Source organism: Bacillus sp. JHAA (assembly GCF_036961585.1).
In the GTDB taxonomy this organism is placed as follows: Bacteria; Bacillota; Bacilli; order Bacillales; family Bacillaceae; genus Bacillus; species Bacillus velezensis.
On the sequence record NZ_JBAMDE010000003.1, the window covers coordinates 283,033 to 299,047 of the forward strand.

The following is a 16,015-nucleotide window of genomic DNA, read 5'->3' on the forward strand; positions in this document are numbered from 1 at the left end:
TGAGGAGGATGAGTATTGTCTAGACGAAACTTAGATGGGAGAGCTTTTGCGGCAATGATTCTGGCGGGGGCTGAGACATTGTCTCAAAACGCGTCCGCGGTGGATGCGCTGAACGTGTTTCCCGTGCCTGACGGCGATACCGGAACAAATATGAATTTATCGATGTCATCCGGTGCAAGAGAGGTAGAGCACATTGACTCACCCGACATCGGCAAAGTCGGCATCGCCTTGTCAAAAGGCCTGCTTATGGGAGCGAGAGGAAACTCAGGGGTGATCTTGTCCCAATTGTTCAGAGGTTTCACAAAGAGCATTGAAAACAAAAATCAAATAGACGCCCAAGAATTTGCCGCAGCACTCCAAGCGGGAGTGGATATGGCATATAAGGCGGTCATGAAACCGGTTGAAGGAACGATTTTAACCGTGGCCAAGGATGCGGCTAAAAAAGCGGTCGCCTCGGCCAAAGAAGAAACCGATATTATTTCGGTCATGGAGGCCGTTATTGAAGAAGCGGAAGCGTCGCTGAACCGCACGCCGGATCTGCTTCCTGTTTTAAAGGACGTCGGTGTCGTTGACAGCGGCGGAAAAGGTCTGCTTTGTGTATATGAAGGCTTTTTGGCTGCTTTAAAAGGAGAGGCCGTACCGAAAAAAGCGGTTCTTCCGGCACTCGATGATATGGTGAATGCCGAGCATCATAAAAGCGCGCAGAGCATGCTGAGTACAGAAGACATTGAATTCGGATTTTGTACGGAAGTGATGGTGAGGCTGGATCAAGATAAACGGACGTTCAAGGAAGAGACGTTCAGAAACGAACTGAGCCGTTTCGGCGATTCATTGCTGGTCGTGGCTGATGATACGCTTGCGAAAGTTCATATTCATGCCGAAGAACCAGGGAACGTACTCAATCTCGCACAGCGTTACGGCGATTTGATTAAAATTAAAATTGAAAACATGAGGGAACAGCATACTTCAATCATCAGCCAAGAACATGATGAAAAAAAGCCGGCCGGCGTTATGAAAGAAGCCCGCAAGCCTTTTGGCATCGTGACTGTGGCAATGGGAGAGGGCATTTCTGAATTGTTTACGAGCATCGGCGCTTCACACGTAATCGAAGGCGGCCAGACAATGAATCCGAGCACGGAAGATATTGTTGAAGCCGTTCAGTCTGTCAATGCGGAGACGGTTTTCATTCTTCCGAACAATTCCAATATTGTGATGGCTGCCAATCAGGCGGCGAGCGTGGCTGAAGAAAATGTCATTGTCATTCCGGCAAAAACGGTCCCTCAAGGCATGACTGCCCTGCTTGCGTTTAACCCTGACCAGCCGGCTGACGTAAATGAAGCTAATATGCTTGAGGCCATCCGGAATGTGAAAAGCGGACAGGTGACATATTCAGTCAGAGACACCCATATCGACGGCAAAGATATTAAAAAAGGTGATTTTATCGGCATTTTAAACAGTTCAATTATCGGCAGCGCCGAAGATCGGATAAGTGCGGCGAAACTGCTGCTGGATGAAATGATCGGGGATGAAGATGAAATCGTCACCATTTTGTACGGAGAGGACGCGACGGAAGAAGAAGCTGAGAAACTCGCTGAGTATATTGCAAGCGTCTGTGAAGATATCGAGGTTGAAATCCATAACGGCAGACAGCCTCTGTATCCATATATATTTGCGGCAGAATAGAAGGGCTTATCAGGCCCTTCTATTCTTATGCCTTTATTTACCTGCGGCAGTGCGGCAGTGTGCCTGCTTGCCAATTGAGAAATGTTCAATTAGTCTAAAGAAAAGCGCTGAATGAAGTGATGTTAAGGAGGAGCAAACCAGCATGAAGTATAGAAGCGTTTTTGATATTATCGGCCCGGTAATGATCGGTCCGTCCAGTTCACATACCGCAGGCGCCGCCCGGATCGGCAGAGTGGCCAGAAGCTTATTCAGGCGGGAGCCCCGCCGAATCGTTGTGTCTTTTTACGGATCATTTGCGGAGACGTATAAGGGTCACGGCACTGATGTCGCGATTATCGGCGGCCTGCTTGATTTTGATACATTTGATGAGCGGATTAAAACAGCGATTCAAATTGCGGAAGAGAAGGGCATATATGTAGAGTTCCGTACAGAGGATGCCGTGCCCGTTCATCCGAATACAGCGCGCATCGTCATTTCTGATGATGAGGGAGAGCTTGCCCTTACCGGTATTTCCATCGGCGGCGGAAAAATAGAAATCACGGAGCTCAACGGCTTTGAGCTGCGTTTGTCCGGAAACCATCCGGCTATTTTAGTCGTTCACAATGATAAATTCGGCACGATTGCAGGCGTTGCCAATGTGCTTGCGAAATTCTCCATCAATGTCGGACATATGGAAGTGGCGCGTAAGGACGTCGGCCAGCTTGCGCTGATGACGATTGAGGTCGATCAGAATATTGAAGAAGAAGTGCTTGACGAGCTTTCAACACTTCCTAATATTATACAGGTTACTAAGATAGCTGACTAAAAAGTCAGGAGGAAAATGACATGTTTCGTAATGTAAAAGAATTAATAGAAATCACTCAAGAAAAACAAATTCCGATTTCGGAAGTGATGATCACCCAAGAGATGGAAGTGACGCAAAAAACGCGGGAAGAAATCTTTCAAGGAATGGAGCGCAATCTCTCCGTCATGGAAGCAGCTGTTGAAAAAGGGCTGAAGGGCGTCACGAGTCAGACCGGTTTAACAGGCGGAGATGCCGTGAAACTTCAGGCATACATCCAATCTGGAAGAAGCCTGTCGGGCAATCTGATTTTAGACGCCGTTTCTAAAGCTGTGGCGACAAATGAAGTCAATGCGGCGATGGGAACGATCTGCGCTACACCGACTGCCGGCTCTGCCGGGGTCGTGCCGGGAACGTTATTCGCCGTAAAGCATAAGCTGCACCCTACGACAGAACAAATGATCCGTTTTCTGTTTACAGCCGGCGCGTTCGGTTTTGTCGTAGCAAATAATGCGAGTATTTCAGGAGCGGCAGGAGGCTGTCAGGCGGAAGTCGGGTCAGCATCAGGCATGGCAGCGGCTGCGATTGTGGAAATGGCGGGCGGAACGCCTCAGCAATCAGCGGAAGCAATGGCGATTACACTGAAAAATATGCTCGGTCTCGTATGTGACCCGGTCGCCGGATTGGTAGAAGTGCCGTGTGTCAAACGAAACGCAATGGGAGCATCCAACGCAATGATCGCGGCGGATATGGCGCTGGCCGGGATTACAAGCCGCATTCCTTGCGATGAGGTGATTGACGCGATGTACAAAATCGGCCAGACAATGCCGACAGCACTGCGTGAAACGGGACAAGGCGGTTTAGCCGCGACACCGACGGGAAGAGAATTAGAGAAAAAAATTTTCGGAGGAGCGCTGAAATCAAGTGACACACCATCAGCAAACTAGTATAGCGGAAATTAAGGGCATTGGGCCGGAAACAGAAAAAACATTGCACGAACTTGGTATCTATGACATTTCTGATCTTCTGAATTATTTCCCTTACCGTTATGATGACTATGAGCTGAGGGATTTAGAAGAAGTAAAACATGAAGAAAGAGTGACGGTAGAAGGGAAGGTTCATTCAGAACCTTCTCTTACCTATTACGGCAAAAAACGAAACAGGCTGACATTCAGAGTGCTTGTCGGCAATTATTTAATTACCGCGGTCTGCTTTAACCGTCCCTACTTAAAAAAGAAACTGACGTTAGGTTCTGTCGTCACGATATCAGGGAAATGGGATAAACACAGACAGACCGTTTCCGTGCAGGAATTAAAAAACGGTCCTCATCAAGAAGATAAAAGCATTGAGCCTGTTTATTCCGTTAAAGAAAACGTCACCGTAAAAATGATGAGACGGTTTATTAAGGAAGCGCTGCAGCATCATTTGGACAGTGCGGCCGATCCGCTTCCTGAAAAATTGAGAATCCGCTACAAGCTGCCTGATTACAAACATGCCCTGCAGACGATGCATCAGCCTGAAACGAGGGAATCGTTACAGCAGGCAAGACGCCGGTTTGTTTACGAGGAATTCTTATTATTTCAGCTGAAAATGCAGGCGTTCCGTAAAGCGGAAAGGGAACAGTCAAAAGGCATCAGCCATGTGTTTCCTGCTGAAAAACTCGCCGCTTTCACAAACAGCCTGCCGTTTTCGCTCACGACCGCACAGACGCGCGTGCTTCGGGAAATTACCGCTGATATGACATCCCCTTACCGAATGAACCGTCTGCTGCAAGGTGATGTCGGTTCAGGGAAAACGGCCGTCGCCGCCATCGCTTTGTATGCTGCGATTTTGTCGGGGTATCAGGGGGCATTAATGGTGCCGACTGAAATTTTGGCCGAACAGCATGCAGATTCTCTCGTATCGTTGTTTGCAAATGAAGATGTAAATATCGCGCTTTTGACGAGTTCTGTCAAAGGAAAGCGGCGCAGGGAGCTTTTGGAGCGGCTTGCTCTCGGAGAGATTGATATTTTAGTAGGGACCCATGCTTTAATCCAGGATGAAGTGGAGTTCAAAGCGCTGAGCCTTGTTATTACGGACGAGCAGCACCGGTTCGGGGTCGAACAGCGCAAAAAACTCAAGAATAAAGGTCAGGATCCGGATGTGCTGTTTATGACAGCTACTCCGATTCCGAGAACGCTGGCCATTACCGTCTTCGGAGAAATGGATGTTTCCGTGATAGATGAAATGCCCGCGGGGCGAAAACAAATCGAAACGTATTGGGTGAAACACGACATGCTGGAGCGGATTTTGGCTTTTATAGAAAAAGAGCTGAAGCAGGGAAGGCAAGCCTATGTTATCTGCCCGCTCATTGAAGAGTCGGATAAACTGGATGTACAGAATGCGATTGACGTATATAACATGCTGTCTGACGTTTACCGCGGTAAATGGAATGTCGGCCTGATGCACGGGAAGCTCCATTCTGATGAAAAAGATCAGGTGATGAGAGAATTCAGCGCCAATCAATGTCAGGTACTTGTGTCAACAACCGTCGTAGAAGTCGGCGTGAACGTGCCGAATGCGACGATTATGGTCATCTATGACGCCGACCGTTTCGGGTTATCTCAGCTCCATCAGCTCCGCGGCCGGGTCGGGCGGGGAGACCACCAATCTTTCTGCATCTTGATGGCAGATCCGAAATCCGAAACCGGGAAGGAACGGATGAGAATCATGTCGGAGACAAACGACGGCTTCGAACTGTCTGAAAAGGACCTTGAACTGCGCGGCCCCGGTGATTTCTTCGGAAAAAAACAGAGCGGTATGCCCGAGTTCAAGGTGGCGGATATGGTTCATGACTACAGAGCTTTGGAAACGGCCCGCCAGGATGCGGCCAATCTGGTGTCTTCAGAGGCGTTTTGGAAAGATGACGAATACCGCATGCTGCGCGGTCAATTACTTTCAAGCGGCGTCCTGGAAGGGGAGAAATTAAGCTGATTCTGCAAAATTCGGCGGCTTTCAAAAAACAATCATTGCATTCCAATCTATGAGATTATATACTACTATTAGTACCTAGTCTTAATTGTCCGGATGGTGTTTACAGATGAGAAGAAGCAAGAAAGAACGCCAAAAATTATTGCAGCAGACGATCAAATCGACACCCTTCATCACAGATGAAGAATTAGCGGGGAAATTCGGCGTCAGCATTCAGACGATCCGTTTAGACCGCTTAGAGCTCTCAATACCGGAGCTGAGGGAAAGAATTAAAAACGTGGCAGAACAAACGCTTGATGATGAAGTGAAATCACTGTCTTTAGACGAAGTGATCGGTGAAATTATTGATCTGGAGCTTGACGGCCAGGCCATTTCCATATTAGAAGTAAGACGCGAGCATGTCTTCAGCCGCAATCAAATTGCGCGGGGGCATCATTTGTTTGCGCAGGCGAACTCACTCGCCGTAGCCGTCATTGATGATGAGCTGGCGCTGACCGCAAGCGCAAATATCCGCTTTACAAGACAGGTGAAAGAAGGCGAGCGCGTCGTTGCGAAAGCCAAAGTGACGGCAGTCGAAAAAGAAAAAGGCAGAACGGTAGTTGAAGTCAACAGCTATGTGGGAGAAGAAGTCGTGTTCTCCGGCAGCTTTGACATGTACCGTTCAAAACAATCATAAAGGTGGAGCATGCATGAGAATAGCTGTAGATGCAATGGGAGGCGACAACGCACCCAAAGCTGTTATTGACGGAGTAATGAAGAGTATTGAGGCATTTGACGATCTTCATATTACGCTGGTCGGTGACAAGACAACGATAGAATCACACTTGCCAACAACATCAGACCGCATCACTGTGTTGCACGCCGATGAAGTGATTGAACCGACGGATGAACCGGTCCGCGCCGTACGCAGAAAGAAAAACTCTTCTATGGTGCTGATGGCGCAGGAAGTGGCTGAAAACAGAGCGGACGCCTGCATCTCAGCGGGGAATACGGGTGCACTCATGACAGCGGGACTGTTTATCGTCGGCAGAATTAAAGGAATCGACCGGCCTGCGCTTGCGCCGACGCTTCCGACCGTTTCAGGCGACGGTTTCCTTCTTTTGGACGTGGGAGCCAATGTCGATGCCAAACCGGAGCATCTCGTCCAGTACGGAATTATGGGATCTGTATATGCCCGGCAGGTTCTCGGAATCAGCTCGCCCCGCGTCGGATTGTTAAATGTCGGCACGGAAGAAAAGAAAGGAAACGACCTGACAAAAAAGACGTTTGAACTATTAAAAGAAACAAACGTGAATTTTGTCGGAAACGTTGAGGCGAGAGACTTGCTCGAAGGCGCTGCTGACGTCATCGTCACAGACGGCTTTACGGGCAACGTCACGTTGAAAACATTGGAAGGTTCAGCGTTATCGATTTTCAAAATGCTGAAAGATACACTGACTTCAAGTTTTGTTTCTAAGCTCGCAGCTGGAGTGCTGAAGCCGAAGCTGATGGAAATGAAACTGAAAATGGACTATTCTGAGTACGGCGGGGCGAGTCTTTTCGGTTTGAAAGCGCCCGTCGTTAAAGCGCACGGCTCTTCTGACGCACGCGCTGTTTACCATGCGCTGCGCCAGGCGAGAGAAATGGTCAGCCAAAACGTGGCCGCATTTATAGAAGAAGAAGTAAAAGAAGAAAAAACAGATGAGTAGTCTGGAGGTTACCGCATCATGAGTAAGATTGCATTTTTATTTCCCGGACAGGGATCACAATATATCGGTATGGGAAAAGACCTGTACGAACGCGAAGAAGCGTCAAAACGTATTTTTGATGAAGCGGATGAAACGCTTGAAACAAAGCTGAGCTCGCTCATTTTTGAAGGTGACGCCGAAGAATTAACCCTTACATACAATGCGCAGCCTGCACTGTTGACAACGAGCATCGCCGTATTGGAAAAGTTTAAAGAATCCGGTATCACCCCTGATTTCACCGCCGGCCACAGCCTCGGAGAATATTCGGCGCTTGTTGCGGCGGGAGCGATGACATTTAAAGATGCCGTTTACACGGTAAGAAAACGGGGAGAATTCATGAATGAAGCCGTGCCGGCCGGAGAAGGCGCCATGGCCGCTATTCTCGGCATGGATGCGGAGTCATTGAAAAAGGTGACGGATCAAGTGACGGAAAACGGTCATCTCGTACAGCTTGCAAACTTGAACTGCCCCGGCCAGATCGTAATTTCCGGAACGGCAAAAGGTGTGGAGCTGGCTTCAGAGGAAGCGAAAAACAACGGAGCAAAACGGGCAATCCCATTAGAAGTAAGCGGACCGTTCCATTCTGAATTAATGAAGCCGGCAGCGCAAAAACTCGAGGAGGTGCTCAGCGCCTGTGAGTTAAAAAATGCGGCTGTTCCCGTGATTTCAAACGTTTCGGCTGACGTTATGACAGAAAAAGACGATATCAAGAAAAAACTGATCGAACAGCTGTACTCACCTGTTCGCTTTGAAGAAACCATTAACAAACTGATTGACGAAGGCGTCACGACGTTTGTTGAAATCGGGCCGGGAAAAGTGCTTTCAGGCCTTGTGAAAAAAGTGAACCGCCGCCTTAAAACAATCGCGGTTTCTGACCATGAAACCATCGAACTGGCGATTCAAACGCTGAAGGAGGAGAATCAGGATGCTTAATGAAAAAACAGCAGTGGTAACGGGAGCGTCTCGCGGAATCGGGCGGGCGATCGCGCTTGATCTTGCGAAAAACGGCTGTAACGTAGTAGTCAACTACTCCGGGAATGAAGCGAAAGCGAACGAAGTCGTAGATGAAATCAAATCTTTGGGCCGAAACGCGATCGCGGTAAAAGCCGATGTATCAAATTCCGAAGAAGTACAAAACATGATGAAAGAGGCTGTCGCTGCATTTTCTTCAATCGACATTCTCGTGAACAATGCGGGGATCACAAAAGACAATCTTCTGATGAGAATGAAAGAAAATGAATGGGATGATGTCATTAACATTAACCTAAAAGGTGTATTCAACTGCACGAAAGCCGTGACAAGACAGATGATGAAACAGCGGTCCGGCCGGATTATCAACGTATCATCAATCGTCGGCGTCAGCGGAAACCCCGGCCAGGCAAACTACGTGGCGGCAAAAGCCGGTGTAATCGGCTTAACGAAGTCATCAGCCAAAGAGCTTGCGAGCCGAAATATTACGGTCAATGCCATTGCTCCGGGCTTTATTTCCACGGATATGACGGACAAGCTTTCTAAAGAAGTCCAAGATGAAATGCTGAAGCAGATTCCGCTCGCGCGTTTCGGTGATCCTTCCGATATCAGCAGCGTTGTTACGTTCCTTGCTTCTGAAGGATCGCGTTATATGACGGGCCAAACCCTTCATATTGACGGCGGAATGGTGATGTAAAGATTTGTTTTTAAAATTTCATCCTAGTTTCTCTAGTTTTTTAAAAACGAATCCTCTATAATACTTGAGGGGAGGTGAATTGCTATGGCAGATACATTAGAGCGTGTAACGAAAATCATCGTAGACCGCCTTGGCGTTGATGAAGCTGACGTCAAACTTGAAGCTTCTTTCAAGGAAGACTTAGGTGCTGATTCCCTAGATGTAGTTGAGCTTGTTATGGAACTTGAAGACGAGTTTGATATGGAGATTTCTGACGAAGATGCTGAAAAGATTGCAACAGTCGGCGACGCTGTGAACTACATACAAAACCAGCAATAAGCTGATGCTAAAAGTCCCGCCTGACAGCGGGGCTTTAGCCCTTTAATCGTTCGGTTACCGGCGTCTGACGCTGTACGCGCTGCCGATCCCGTTTACGGCGGGGAGCGCGGTGAACCTGATGTGCCTATGGAGGTTACTATGTCAAAACACTCACATTTTAAAGATAAAAAAAAGTTCTATAAAAAAATAGAGCAATTTAAAGAGTTCCAAGAACGGATTTCGGTTCATTTTCAAAACGAGAAACTTTTGTATCAAGCATTTACACATTCATCTTATGTGAATGAGCATCGGAAAAAGCCGTATGAAGACAATGAAAGGCTTGAATTTTTAGGTGACGCTGTTTTGGAACTGACGATCTCCCAATTCTTATTTGCCAAATATCCGGCCATGAGTGAAGGAGATTTGACGAAGCTGAGAGCCGCTATCGTATGCGAGCCGTCACTCGTCTCACTTGCCCATGAATTGTCATTCGGCGATCTTGTTCTCTTGGGAAAAGGAGAAGAAATGACGGGCGGCAGAAAGCGTCCTGCGCTTTTAGCGGATGTGTTTGAAGCGTTTATCGGCGCACTGTATCTGGATCAGGGCCTTGACCCGGTTCAGCAATTCCTGAAAGTGTACGTGTTCCCTAAAATAAACGATGGTGCTTTTTCTCATGTGATGGATTTCAAAAGCCAGCTTCAAGAATTTGTACAGCGGGACGGAAAAGGATCGCTTGAGTACAAAATTCTCAATGAAAAAGGGCCTGCCCACAACCGGGAATTCGAGGCGCTTGTCTCTCTTAAAGGTGAGGCGCTCGGTATCGGGAACGGACGTTCCAAAAAAGAAGCCGAGCAGCATGCGGCACAGGAAGCTCTTGCGAAAATGCAAAAACATCATACGAAACAATAAAATCCCCCTGTTTCCCTAGGGGGATTTCAGTATGTCTGCGCCTGATATAAGCGGGTGATTATGATAATATTGAGATACTTATACGATAAGGAGGATCTGGGATGTTCCTCAAACGTTTAGACGTTATAGGATTTAAATCATTTGCAGAACGGATATCCGTTGACTTTGTAAAAGGCGTCACGGCCGTTGTCGGTCCGAACGGCAGCGGAAAGAGCAACATTACCGAAGCCATCCGCTGGGTGCTCGGCGAACAATCAGCCCGCTCGCTTCGGGGCGGAAAAATGGAAGATATCATTTTTGCGGGAAGTGATTCGCGCAAGCGGCTGAACCTTGCCGAAGTCACGTTAACGCTTGATAATGAAGATCATTTTCTCCCGATCGATTACCACGAAGTCAGCGTGACGAGACGGGTGTACCGTTCCGGAGAGAGTGAATTTCTCATCAACAATCAGCAGTGCCGTTTGAAAGACATCATTGACTTATTTATGGACTCCGGGCTCGGAAAAGAAGCATTCTCTATTATCAGCCAGGGGAAAGTCGAAGAGATTCTCAGCAGCAAAGCGGAAGACCGCCGCAGTATTTTTGAAGAAGCGGCCGGCGTGCTGAAATATAAAACAAGAAAGAAAAAAGCGGAAAACAAGCTGTTTGAGACGCAGGATAACTTAAACAGGGTGGAAGATATTCTCCATGAGCTTGAAGATCAGGTCGAACCGCTGAAAATCCAGGCATCAATCGCCAAAGACTACTTAGAAAAAAAGAAAGAGCTTGAGCATGTCGAAATTGCCCTTACCGCCTTTGACATCGAACAACTGCATGGCAGATGGTCGGGTTTAAAAGACAAGGTGCAGGCTGCTAAAGAAGAAGAATTGGCGGAATCATCGGCTCTATCCGCAAAAGAAGCGATGATAGAAGAGACGAGAGATAAAATCCACGCGCTTGATGAATCCGTCAACGAACTGCAGCAGGTTCTGCTCGTGACAAGTGAAGAGCTGGAAAAGCTGGAAGGCCGGAAAGAAGTGCTGAAAGAGCGCAAAAAAAATGCCGCGCAAAACCGGGAACAGCTTGAGGAATCCGTTACACATTACACGAACAAAGAAGCCGAACTGAAAGCCGACATTGAAAAACAGTCTGCCGTCTATGATAAGCTGCGTGCGGAAGTGAAGCGGTTAAACGCCCAAGTGAAAGAAAAGCAGCAGGCTCTCAGTCTGCATAATGAAAATGTAGAAGAGAAAATTGAACAATTAAAAAGCGATTACTTTGAATTGTTAAACAGCCAGGCGTCGATTCGCAACGAGCTGCAGCTTTTAGATGACCAGATGTCCCAATCTGCGGTCCAGCAGGCGAGACTGACCGCAAACAATGAAAAATATCTTGAAGAACGTAACGATATTGCAGTCCGCAAAGCGACGTGCGAAGAAGAATTGGCTGCCGTTGAAGAGGATATTCACAATCAGGTCGTCCGCTTTCGCGAAGTCCAGACAGCATATGAACAGAAAAAACGCCAATATGAAAAGAAAGAATCTGCGCTGTATCAGGCATATCAATTCGTCCAGCAGGCCAGATCCAAAAAAGATATGCTTGAAACGATGCAAGGCGATTTTTCAGGATTTTACCAAGGCGTAAAAGAAGTGCTGAAGCAGAAAGAGAAGCTCGGCGGCATCCGCGGCGCCGTTCTCGAACTGATTGCCACCGAACAAAAGTATGAAACGGCGATCGAGATTGCACTCGGCGCAGCGGCGCAGCACGTTGTCACAGACGACGAGCAGGCGGCGCGGAAAGCGATTCAATATTTAAAACAGAATTCCTTCGGCCGCGCGACGTTCCTGCCGCTTACGGTTATGAAACCGCGCCAGCTCCAAACCCGTGATGAACAGACGGCTCAGAAGCATCCGTCTTTCCTCGGCACAGCGAGCGGGCTTGTCACATATGATGCCGCGTATCGGAATGTCATTCAAAACCTTCTCGGCACCGTGCTGATCACTGAAGATTTAAAAGGTGCGAATGAACTGGCCAAGCTTCTCGGGCACCGCTACCGCATCGTGACGCTTGAGGGCGATGTCGTCAATCCAGGCGGATCAATGACAGGCGGCGCGGTCAAAAAGAAAAACAATTCTCTGCTCGGCAGAAGCCGTGAGCTTGAGACGGTGACTGCGCGGCTTGCCGAAATGGAAGAAAAAACAGCTTTGCTCGAAAAAGAGGTCAAAACGCTGAAGCAGGCCATTCAAGAGCTTGAACATACGCTGAGCGGTCTCCGTGAAGACGGTGAAGCTTTCAGAACAAAGCAGCAGGATGTAAAAGGCAGGCTGTATGAACTCGAAGTCGCTGAAAAGAACATCAATACCCATCTGGAGCTTTACGATCAGGAGAAAGCATCACTGACCGAAAGCAGCCGGGAAAAAGAGACGCGCAAATCAGCTCTGGAAGAACAGCTGAGTGAGGCATCCGGCCAGCTGAAAGAGCTTGAGGAAGAGATGGAAAGGCTGACAAAACAAAAGCAGACCCTATCCTCAACAAAAGAAACGCTCTCTCATGAACTGACGGAATGTAAAGTGGCTGCTGCGAAAAAAGAACAGGCGTGTTCGAGTGAAGAAGACAACCTCAAACGGCTGAAAAAAGAGCTTGAAGAAACGCAGCTCGCTCTGAAAGAAACACGGGAAGATTTAAGCCTCCTGACCTCAGAGATGACGTCCAGCACAAGCGGTGAGGAGCAGCTTGAAAAAGCAGCCCATCACAAGCTTCACGATAAAACGAGAACGATCGAATTGATCGCCAGCCGGCGCGACCAGCGGGTGAAGCTCCAGCGGGCTCTTGATACGAACGAGCTTGAACTGAAAGAGATGAAGCGTCTGTATAAGCAAAAAACAGACATTCTGAAAGATGAAGAGGTAAAACTCGGCCGGATGGAAGTTGAGCTTGATAATCTCTTGCAGTATTTACGCGAGGAATACAGCTTATCCTTTGAAGGGGCAAAAGAACAATATCAGCTCGAACTCGAGCCTGAAGAGGCGAGAAAACGGGTCAAACTGATCAAGCTTTCAATTGAAGAGCTCGGAACGGTCAATCTCGGCAGCATCGATGAATTTGAAAGAGTAAACGAACGGTATCAGTTTTTAACAGAGCAGAAAAATGACCTGACGGAAGCGAAAAACACACTGTTTCAAGTCATTGAAGAAATGGATTCTGAAATGACGAAGCGATTCCATGAAACGTTTATCCAGATCCGTTCTCAATTCAACGACGTGTTCCGTTCTTTATTCGGAGGAGGACGGGCTGAACTGAAGCTGACTGATCCGAATGATCTTCTTAACTCCGGGGTGGACATTATCGCGCAGCCTCCGGGCAAAAAACTGCAAAACTTAAATCTTTTGTCAGGGGGAGAACGGGCGCTGACTGCCATTGCCCTTTTATTCTCCATTCTGAAAGTAAGGCCCGTGCCGTTCTGCGTCCTTGATGAAGTGGAAGCTGCGCTTGATGAAGCCAATGTATTCAGGTTTGCGCAATATTTAAAAAAATACAGCGGCGACAGCCAGTTTATCGTCATCACCCACAGAAAAGGCACCATGGAAGAAGCGGATGTCCTCTACGGTGTTACGATGCAGGAATCCGGCGTTTCCCGAATGGTTTCGGTCAAACTGGAAGAAACAAAAGAATTCGTTCAGTAACGAGGAAAGAGGTTGAAAGATGAGCTTTTTTAAAAAATTAAAAGAGAAAATCACGAAACAGACAGACTCCGTCTCTGAAAAATTTAAAGATGGTCTTGAAAAAACAAGAAATTCCTTCTCAAATAAAGTGAACGAACTCGTCTCCCGCTACCGAAAAGTCGACGAGGATTTCTTCGAGGAGCTTGAGGAAGTGCTGATTGGCGCTGACGTAGGTTTTACAACCGTTATGGAGCTGATTGATGAGCTCAAAAAAGAAGTGAAGCTGAAAAACATCCAGGATCCTCAGGAAGTGCAGTCCGTCATTTCTGAAAAGCTTGTCGACATTTATAACAGCGGCGACGAACAGATTTCTGAATTAAATATTCAGGAGGGGCGCCTGAACGTTATTCTGCTTGTCGGGGTAAACGGCGTCGGAAAAACGACAACGATCGGAAAACTTGCCCATAAGCTGAAGAATGAAGGCAAATCCGTTGTGCTCGCTGCCGGAGACACCTTCAGAGCCGGGGCGATTGAACAGCTTGAAGTGTGGGGGGAGCGTACAGGCGTGCCTGTCATTAAACAGGCTGCCGGAAGCGACCCTGCTGCGGTTATTTATGATGCCGTACACGCGGCTAAAGCAAGAGGAGCGGATGTGCTGATTTGTGATACGGCCGGCCGCCTTCAGAATAAAGTAAACTTAATGAAAGAGCTTGAAAAAGTCAAACGCGTCATCGAACGCGAAGTGCCTGAGGCTCCGCATGAGGTTCTCCTTGCGCTGGACGCGACGACAGGCCAAAATGCGATGGCGCAGGCGAAAGAATTCTCCAAAGCGACGAATGTGACGGGTATCGCGTTAACGAAGCTTGACGGCACCGCAAAAGGCGGTATCGTCCTGGCGATCCGCAATGAGCTTCACATCCCCGTGAAACTGGTCGGCCTCGGAGAAAAGGTTGACGATCTCCAGCGGTTTGATGCAGAATCTTACGTATACGGTCTCTTTTCTGATTTAGTTGAAAAAGCCGAGGATTAATGAATAAAAAACGAGTATAAAATGGACGGTTTTATACTCGTTTTTTTATACGCATTGATAGATCGGAATGGAGGGGGCAATTGTTGGACAAATGGCTGAAAGCTGAATTGGAAAGTAAGGTCGGAGCGATAAACCATATGTCGCTGCTGGATGAACAGGGAGGCACTTCAACCGTTCGAAAAATAGTGGCCGGCCAAGACGCATTTCTGCTGAAAAGTTCTTTTCAACAGAAGTATCGGGAATGGTTAATGAGAGAAGCCTTCGTTTTACAAAAACTGACGGAAACTCGTCGTCTGCCTGTTCCTATTTATTATGGGATGATACAGGAACAGCATGCCAGCCATATCATCATGTCATTTGAGGATGGAATCACCCTGACTTCGGCTTTAAGAAAAGCAAAAGGGGATACTGAAAAGAAAAAGCTGATCAAAAGTTTCGGCCAGTTTCTGCAACGTCTGCATGAAACCGAAATGGTCCCTGGTTTACAGCCGGAATCAGACTGGCTCGATCTGCAAATCAAACGAGCCGGGGAATATGTCAAAAAAGGACAGGCTGAAGGAAGTGCAGAGCTTTTGAAGGAATTGGACAGGTACAGGCCTGTTCCTGTTCAGCAGACAATGATACACGGTGACTGCACGACTGATAATGTGCTGGTGAAAGACGGAGAGGTCTATCTGTTTATCGATGCTGCGGGAATATCGGCGGGAGATCCGCGATATGATGAATCATTAGCGATCAGTCATTTTGTCACAAATGAAGCATGCCTCAATGCTTTTTACGAAGGCTATTGCCGCTATCGTGTATCAAAACAAGAATTCGAGTATTTTAACGACGGTCTATATGAATTTTTTTGAAAAAACTTATTATGTAAAAAGAGCATCATGCTTTGACAAGATAAAAACTTGACACACGCTCTGAAACCATGTAAACTAAGTTTTTGTAAAGGGATTTGACTTAACAAAGGGGAGAGCTCAAATGTCGCTCGAAAAAACGACGAGAATGAACTATTTATTTGACTTCTATCAGTCGTTGCTGACGTCAAAACAAAAGAGCTATATGTCGCTTTATTATCTGGACGATTTCTCCCTTGGTGAAATAGCCGAAGAGTATGACGTTTCAAGGCAAGCCGTTTACGATAACATCAAACGGACTGAAGCGATGCTTGAACAATATGAAGAAAAACTGCTCCTTTTTAAAAAGTTTCAGGAGCGTAAAGAAATGTTTACAAAGCTGAAAGAGCTTGCTTCCGGGTTGCAGGAAGAGGAAAAAATGACGGCTCTGATTGAAGCGCTTGAGAAATTAGATTAGGAG

Annotated in this window: 14 protein-coding genes; all 14 read left to right on the plus strand. The window is 47.4% G+C overall.

Annotated elements, in window-relative coordinates; genetic code table 11:
• Positions 1-15 precede the first annotated feature (15 nt).
• The 14 genes from V7728_RS08800 to V7728_RS08865 all read left to right on the plus strand — a co-directional run bounded on the left by V7728_RS08800 (position 16) and on the right by V7728_RS08865 (position 16,012).
• Entirely contained in the window at positions 16-1,683 is a 1,668-nt protein-coding gene (locus V7728_RS08800; RefSeq protein WP_052827413.1) for a DAK2 domain-containing protein, read from the plus strand.
• A gap of 142 nt (positions 1,684-1,825) precedes the next feature.
• A complete protein-coding gene (sdaAB, locus tag V7728_RS08805) occupies positions 1,826-2,488 on the plus strand; it encodes an L-serine ammonia-lyase, iron-sulfur-dependent subunit beta (protein WP_003154325.1) in 663 nt (220 codons plus the stop codon).
• A gap of 20 nt (positions 2,489-2,508) precedes the next feature.
• Positions 2,509-3,411, plus strand: a complete 903-nt coding sequence (gene sdaAA, locus V7728_RS08810) for an L-serine ammonia-lyase, iron-sulfur-dependent, subunit alpha (RefSeq protein ID WP_012117539.1) — start codon at positions 2,509-2,511, stop codon at positions 3,409-3,411.
• Positions 3,389-5,437, plus strand: a complete 2,049-nt coding sequence (recG, locus tag V7728_RS08815; protein ID WP_094032430.1) for an ATP-dependent DNA helicase RecG — start codon at positions 3,389-3,391, stop codon at positions 5,435-5,437. Before sdaAA ends, recG begins: the two co-directional genes overlap by 23 nt.
• Positions 5,438-5,543: 106 nt before the next feature.
• Positions 5,544-6,110 carry a transcription factor FapR gene (fapR, locus tag V7728_RS08820; RefSeq protein ID WP_003154320.1) on the plus strand — a complete coding sequence of 189 codons (567 nt, stop codon included), beginning with the start codon at positions 5,544-5,546 and terminating at the stop codon, positions 6,108-6,110.
• 13 nt (positions 6,111-6,123) lie between these two features.
• On the plus strand, positions 6,124-7,122 hold the full coding sequence (gene plsX / locus V7728_RS08825) for a phosphate acyltransferase PlsX (protein ID WP_007409758.1): 999 nt from the start codon (positions 6,124-6,126) through the stop codon (positions 7,120-7,122).
• A gap of 18 nt (positions 7,123-7,140) precedes the next feature.
• Positions 7,141-8,094 carry an ACP S-malonyltransferase gene (gene fabD / locus V7728_RS08830; protein WP_007409759.1) on the plus strand — a complete coding sequence of 318 codons (954 nt, stop codon included), beginning with the start codon at positions 7,141-7,143 and terminating at the stop codon, positions 8,092-8,094.
• A complete protein-coding gene (fabG, locus tag V7728_RS08835) occupies positions 8,087-8,827 on the plus strand; it encodes a 3-oxoacyl-[acyl-carrier-protein] reductase (protein ID WP_003154312.1) in 741 nt (246 codons plus the stop codon). The genes fabD and fabG overlap by 8 nt, the downstream gene beginning before the upstream one ends.
• 84 nt (positions 8,828-8,911) lie before the next feature.
• Positions 8,912-9,145, plus strand: coding sequence for an acyl carrier protein (acpP, locus tag V7728_RS08840; RefSeq protein WP_003154310.1), 234 nt, complete (start codon positions 8,912-8,914; stop codon positions 9,143-9,145).
• 138 nt (positions 9,146-9,283) lie between these two features.
• A complete protein-coding gene (gene rncS / locus V7728_RS08845) occupies positions 9,284-10,033 on the plus strand; it encodes a ribonuclease III (protein WP_012117543.1) in 750 nt (249 codons plus the stop codon).
• Positions 10,034-10,134: 101 nt separating this feature from the next.
• Complete coding sequence (gene smc / locus V7728_RS08850; protein WP_069007005.1) at positions 10,135-13,695, plus strand: chromosome segregation protein SMC; 3,561 nt, start codon at positions 10,135-10,137, stop codon at positions 13,693-13,695.
• 19 nt (positions 13,696-13,714) lie between these two features.
• Positions 13,715-14,704, plus strand: a complete 990-nt coding sequence (ftsY, locus tag V7728_RS08855; protein WP_025284720.1) for a signal recognition particle-docking protein FtsY — start codon at positions 13,715-13,717, stop codon at positions 14,702-14,704.
• An 83-nt stretch (positions 14,705-14,787) separates the two neighbouring features.
• Positions 14,788-15,558: a phosphotransferase family protein gene (locus V7728_RS08860; RefSeq protein WP_072589091.1), complete on the plus strand. Its 771-nt coding sequence runs from the start codon at positions 14,788-14,790 to the stop codon at positions 15,556-15,558.
• 121 nt (positions 15,559-15,679) lie between these two features.
• On the plus strand, positions 15,680-16,012 hold the full coding sequence (locus V7728_RS08865) for a putative DNA-binding protein (RefSeq protein WP_003154299.1): 333 nt from the start codon (positions 15,680-15,682) through the stop codon (positions 16,010-16,012).
• Positions 16,013-16,015 lie beyond the last annotated feature (3 nt).

Bases quoted from the DNA above. Each gene is read 5' to 3' on its own strand.
- fabD (WP_007409759.1), top strand. From the start codon at position 7,141: ATGAGTAAGATTGCATTTTTATTTCCCGGACAGGGATCACAATATATC.
- sdaAA (WP_012117539.1), top strand. From the start codon at position 2,509: ATGTTTCGTAATGTAAAAGAATTAATAGAAATCACTCAAGAAAAACAA.
- plsX (WP_007409758.1), top strand. From the start codon at position 6,124: ATGAGAATAGCTGTAGATGCAATGGGAGGCGACAACGCACCCAAAGCT.
- ftsY (WP_025284720.1), top strand. From the start codon at position 13,715: ATGAGCTTTTTTAAAAAATTAAAAGAGAAAATCACGAAACAGACAGAC.
- sdaAB (WP_003154325.1), top strand. From the start codon at position 1,826: ATGAAGTATAGAAGCGTTTTTGATATTATCGGCCCGGTAATGATCGGT.
- smc (WP_069007005.1), top strand. From the start codon at position 10,135: ATGTTCCTCAAACGTTTAGACGTTATAGGATTTAAATCATTTGCAGAA.
- fabG (WP_003154312.1), top strand. From the start codon at position 8,087: ATGCTTAATGAAAAAACAGCAGTGGTAACGGGAGCGTCTCGCGGAATC.
- rncS (WP_012117543.1), top strand. From the start codon at position 9,284: ATGTCAAAACACTCACATTTTAAAGATAAAAAAAAGTTCTATAAAAAA.
- acpP (WP_003154310.1), top strand. From the start codon at position 8,912: ATGGCAGATACATTAGAGCGTGTAACGAAAATCATCGTAGACCGCCTT.
- fapR (WP_003154320.1), top strand. From the start codon at position 5,544: ATGAGAAGAAGCAAGAAAGAACGCCAAAAATTATTGCAGCAGACGATC.
- V7728_RS08865 (WP_003154299.1), top strand. From the start codon at position 15,680: ATGTCGCTCGAAAAAACGACGAGAATGAACTATTTATTTGACTTCTAT.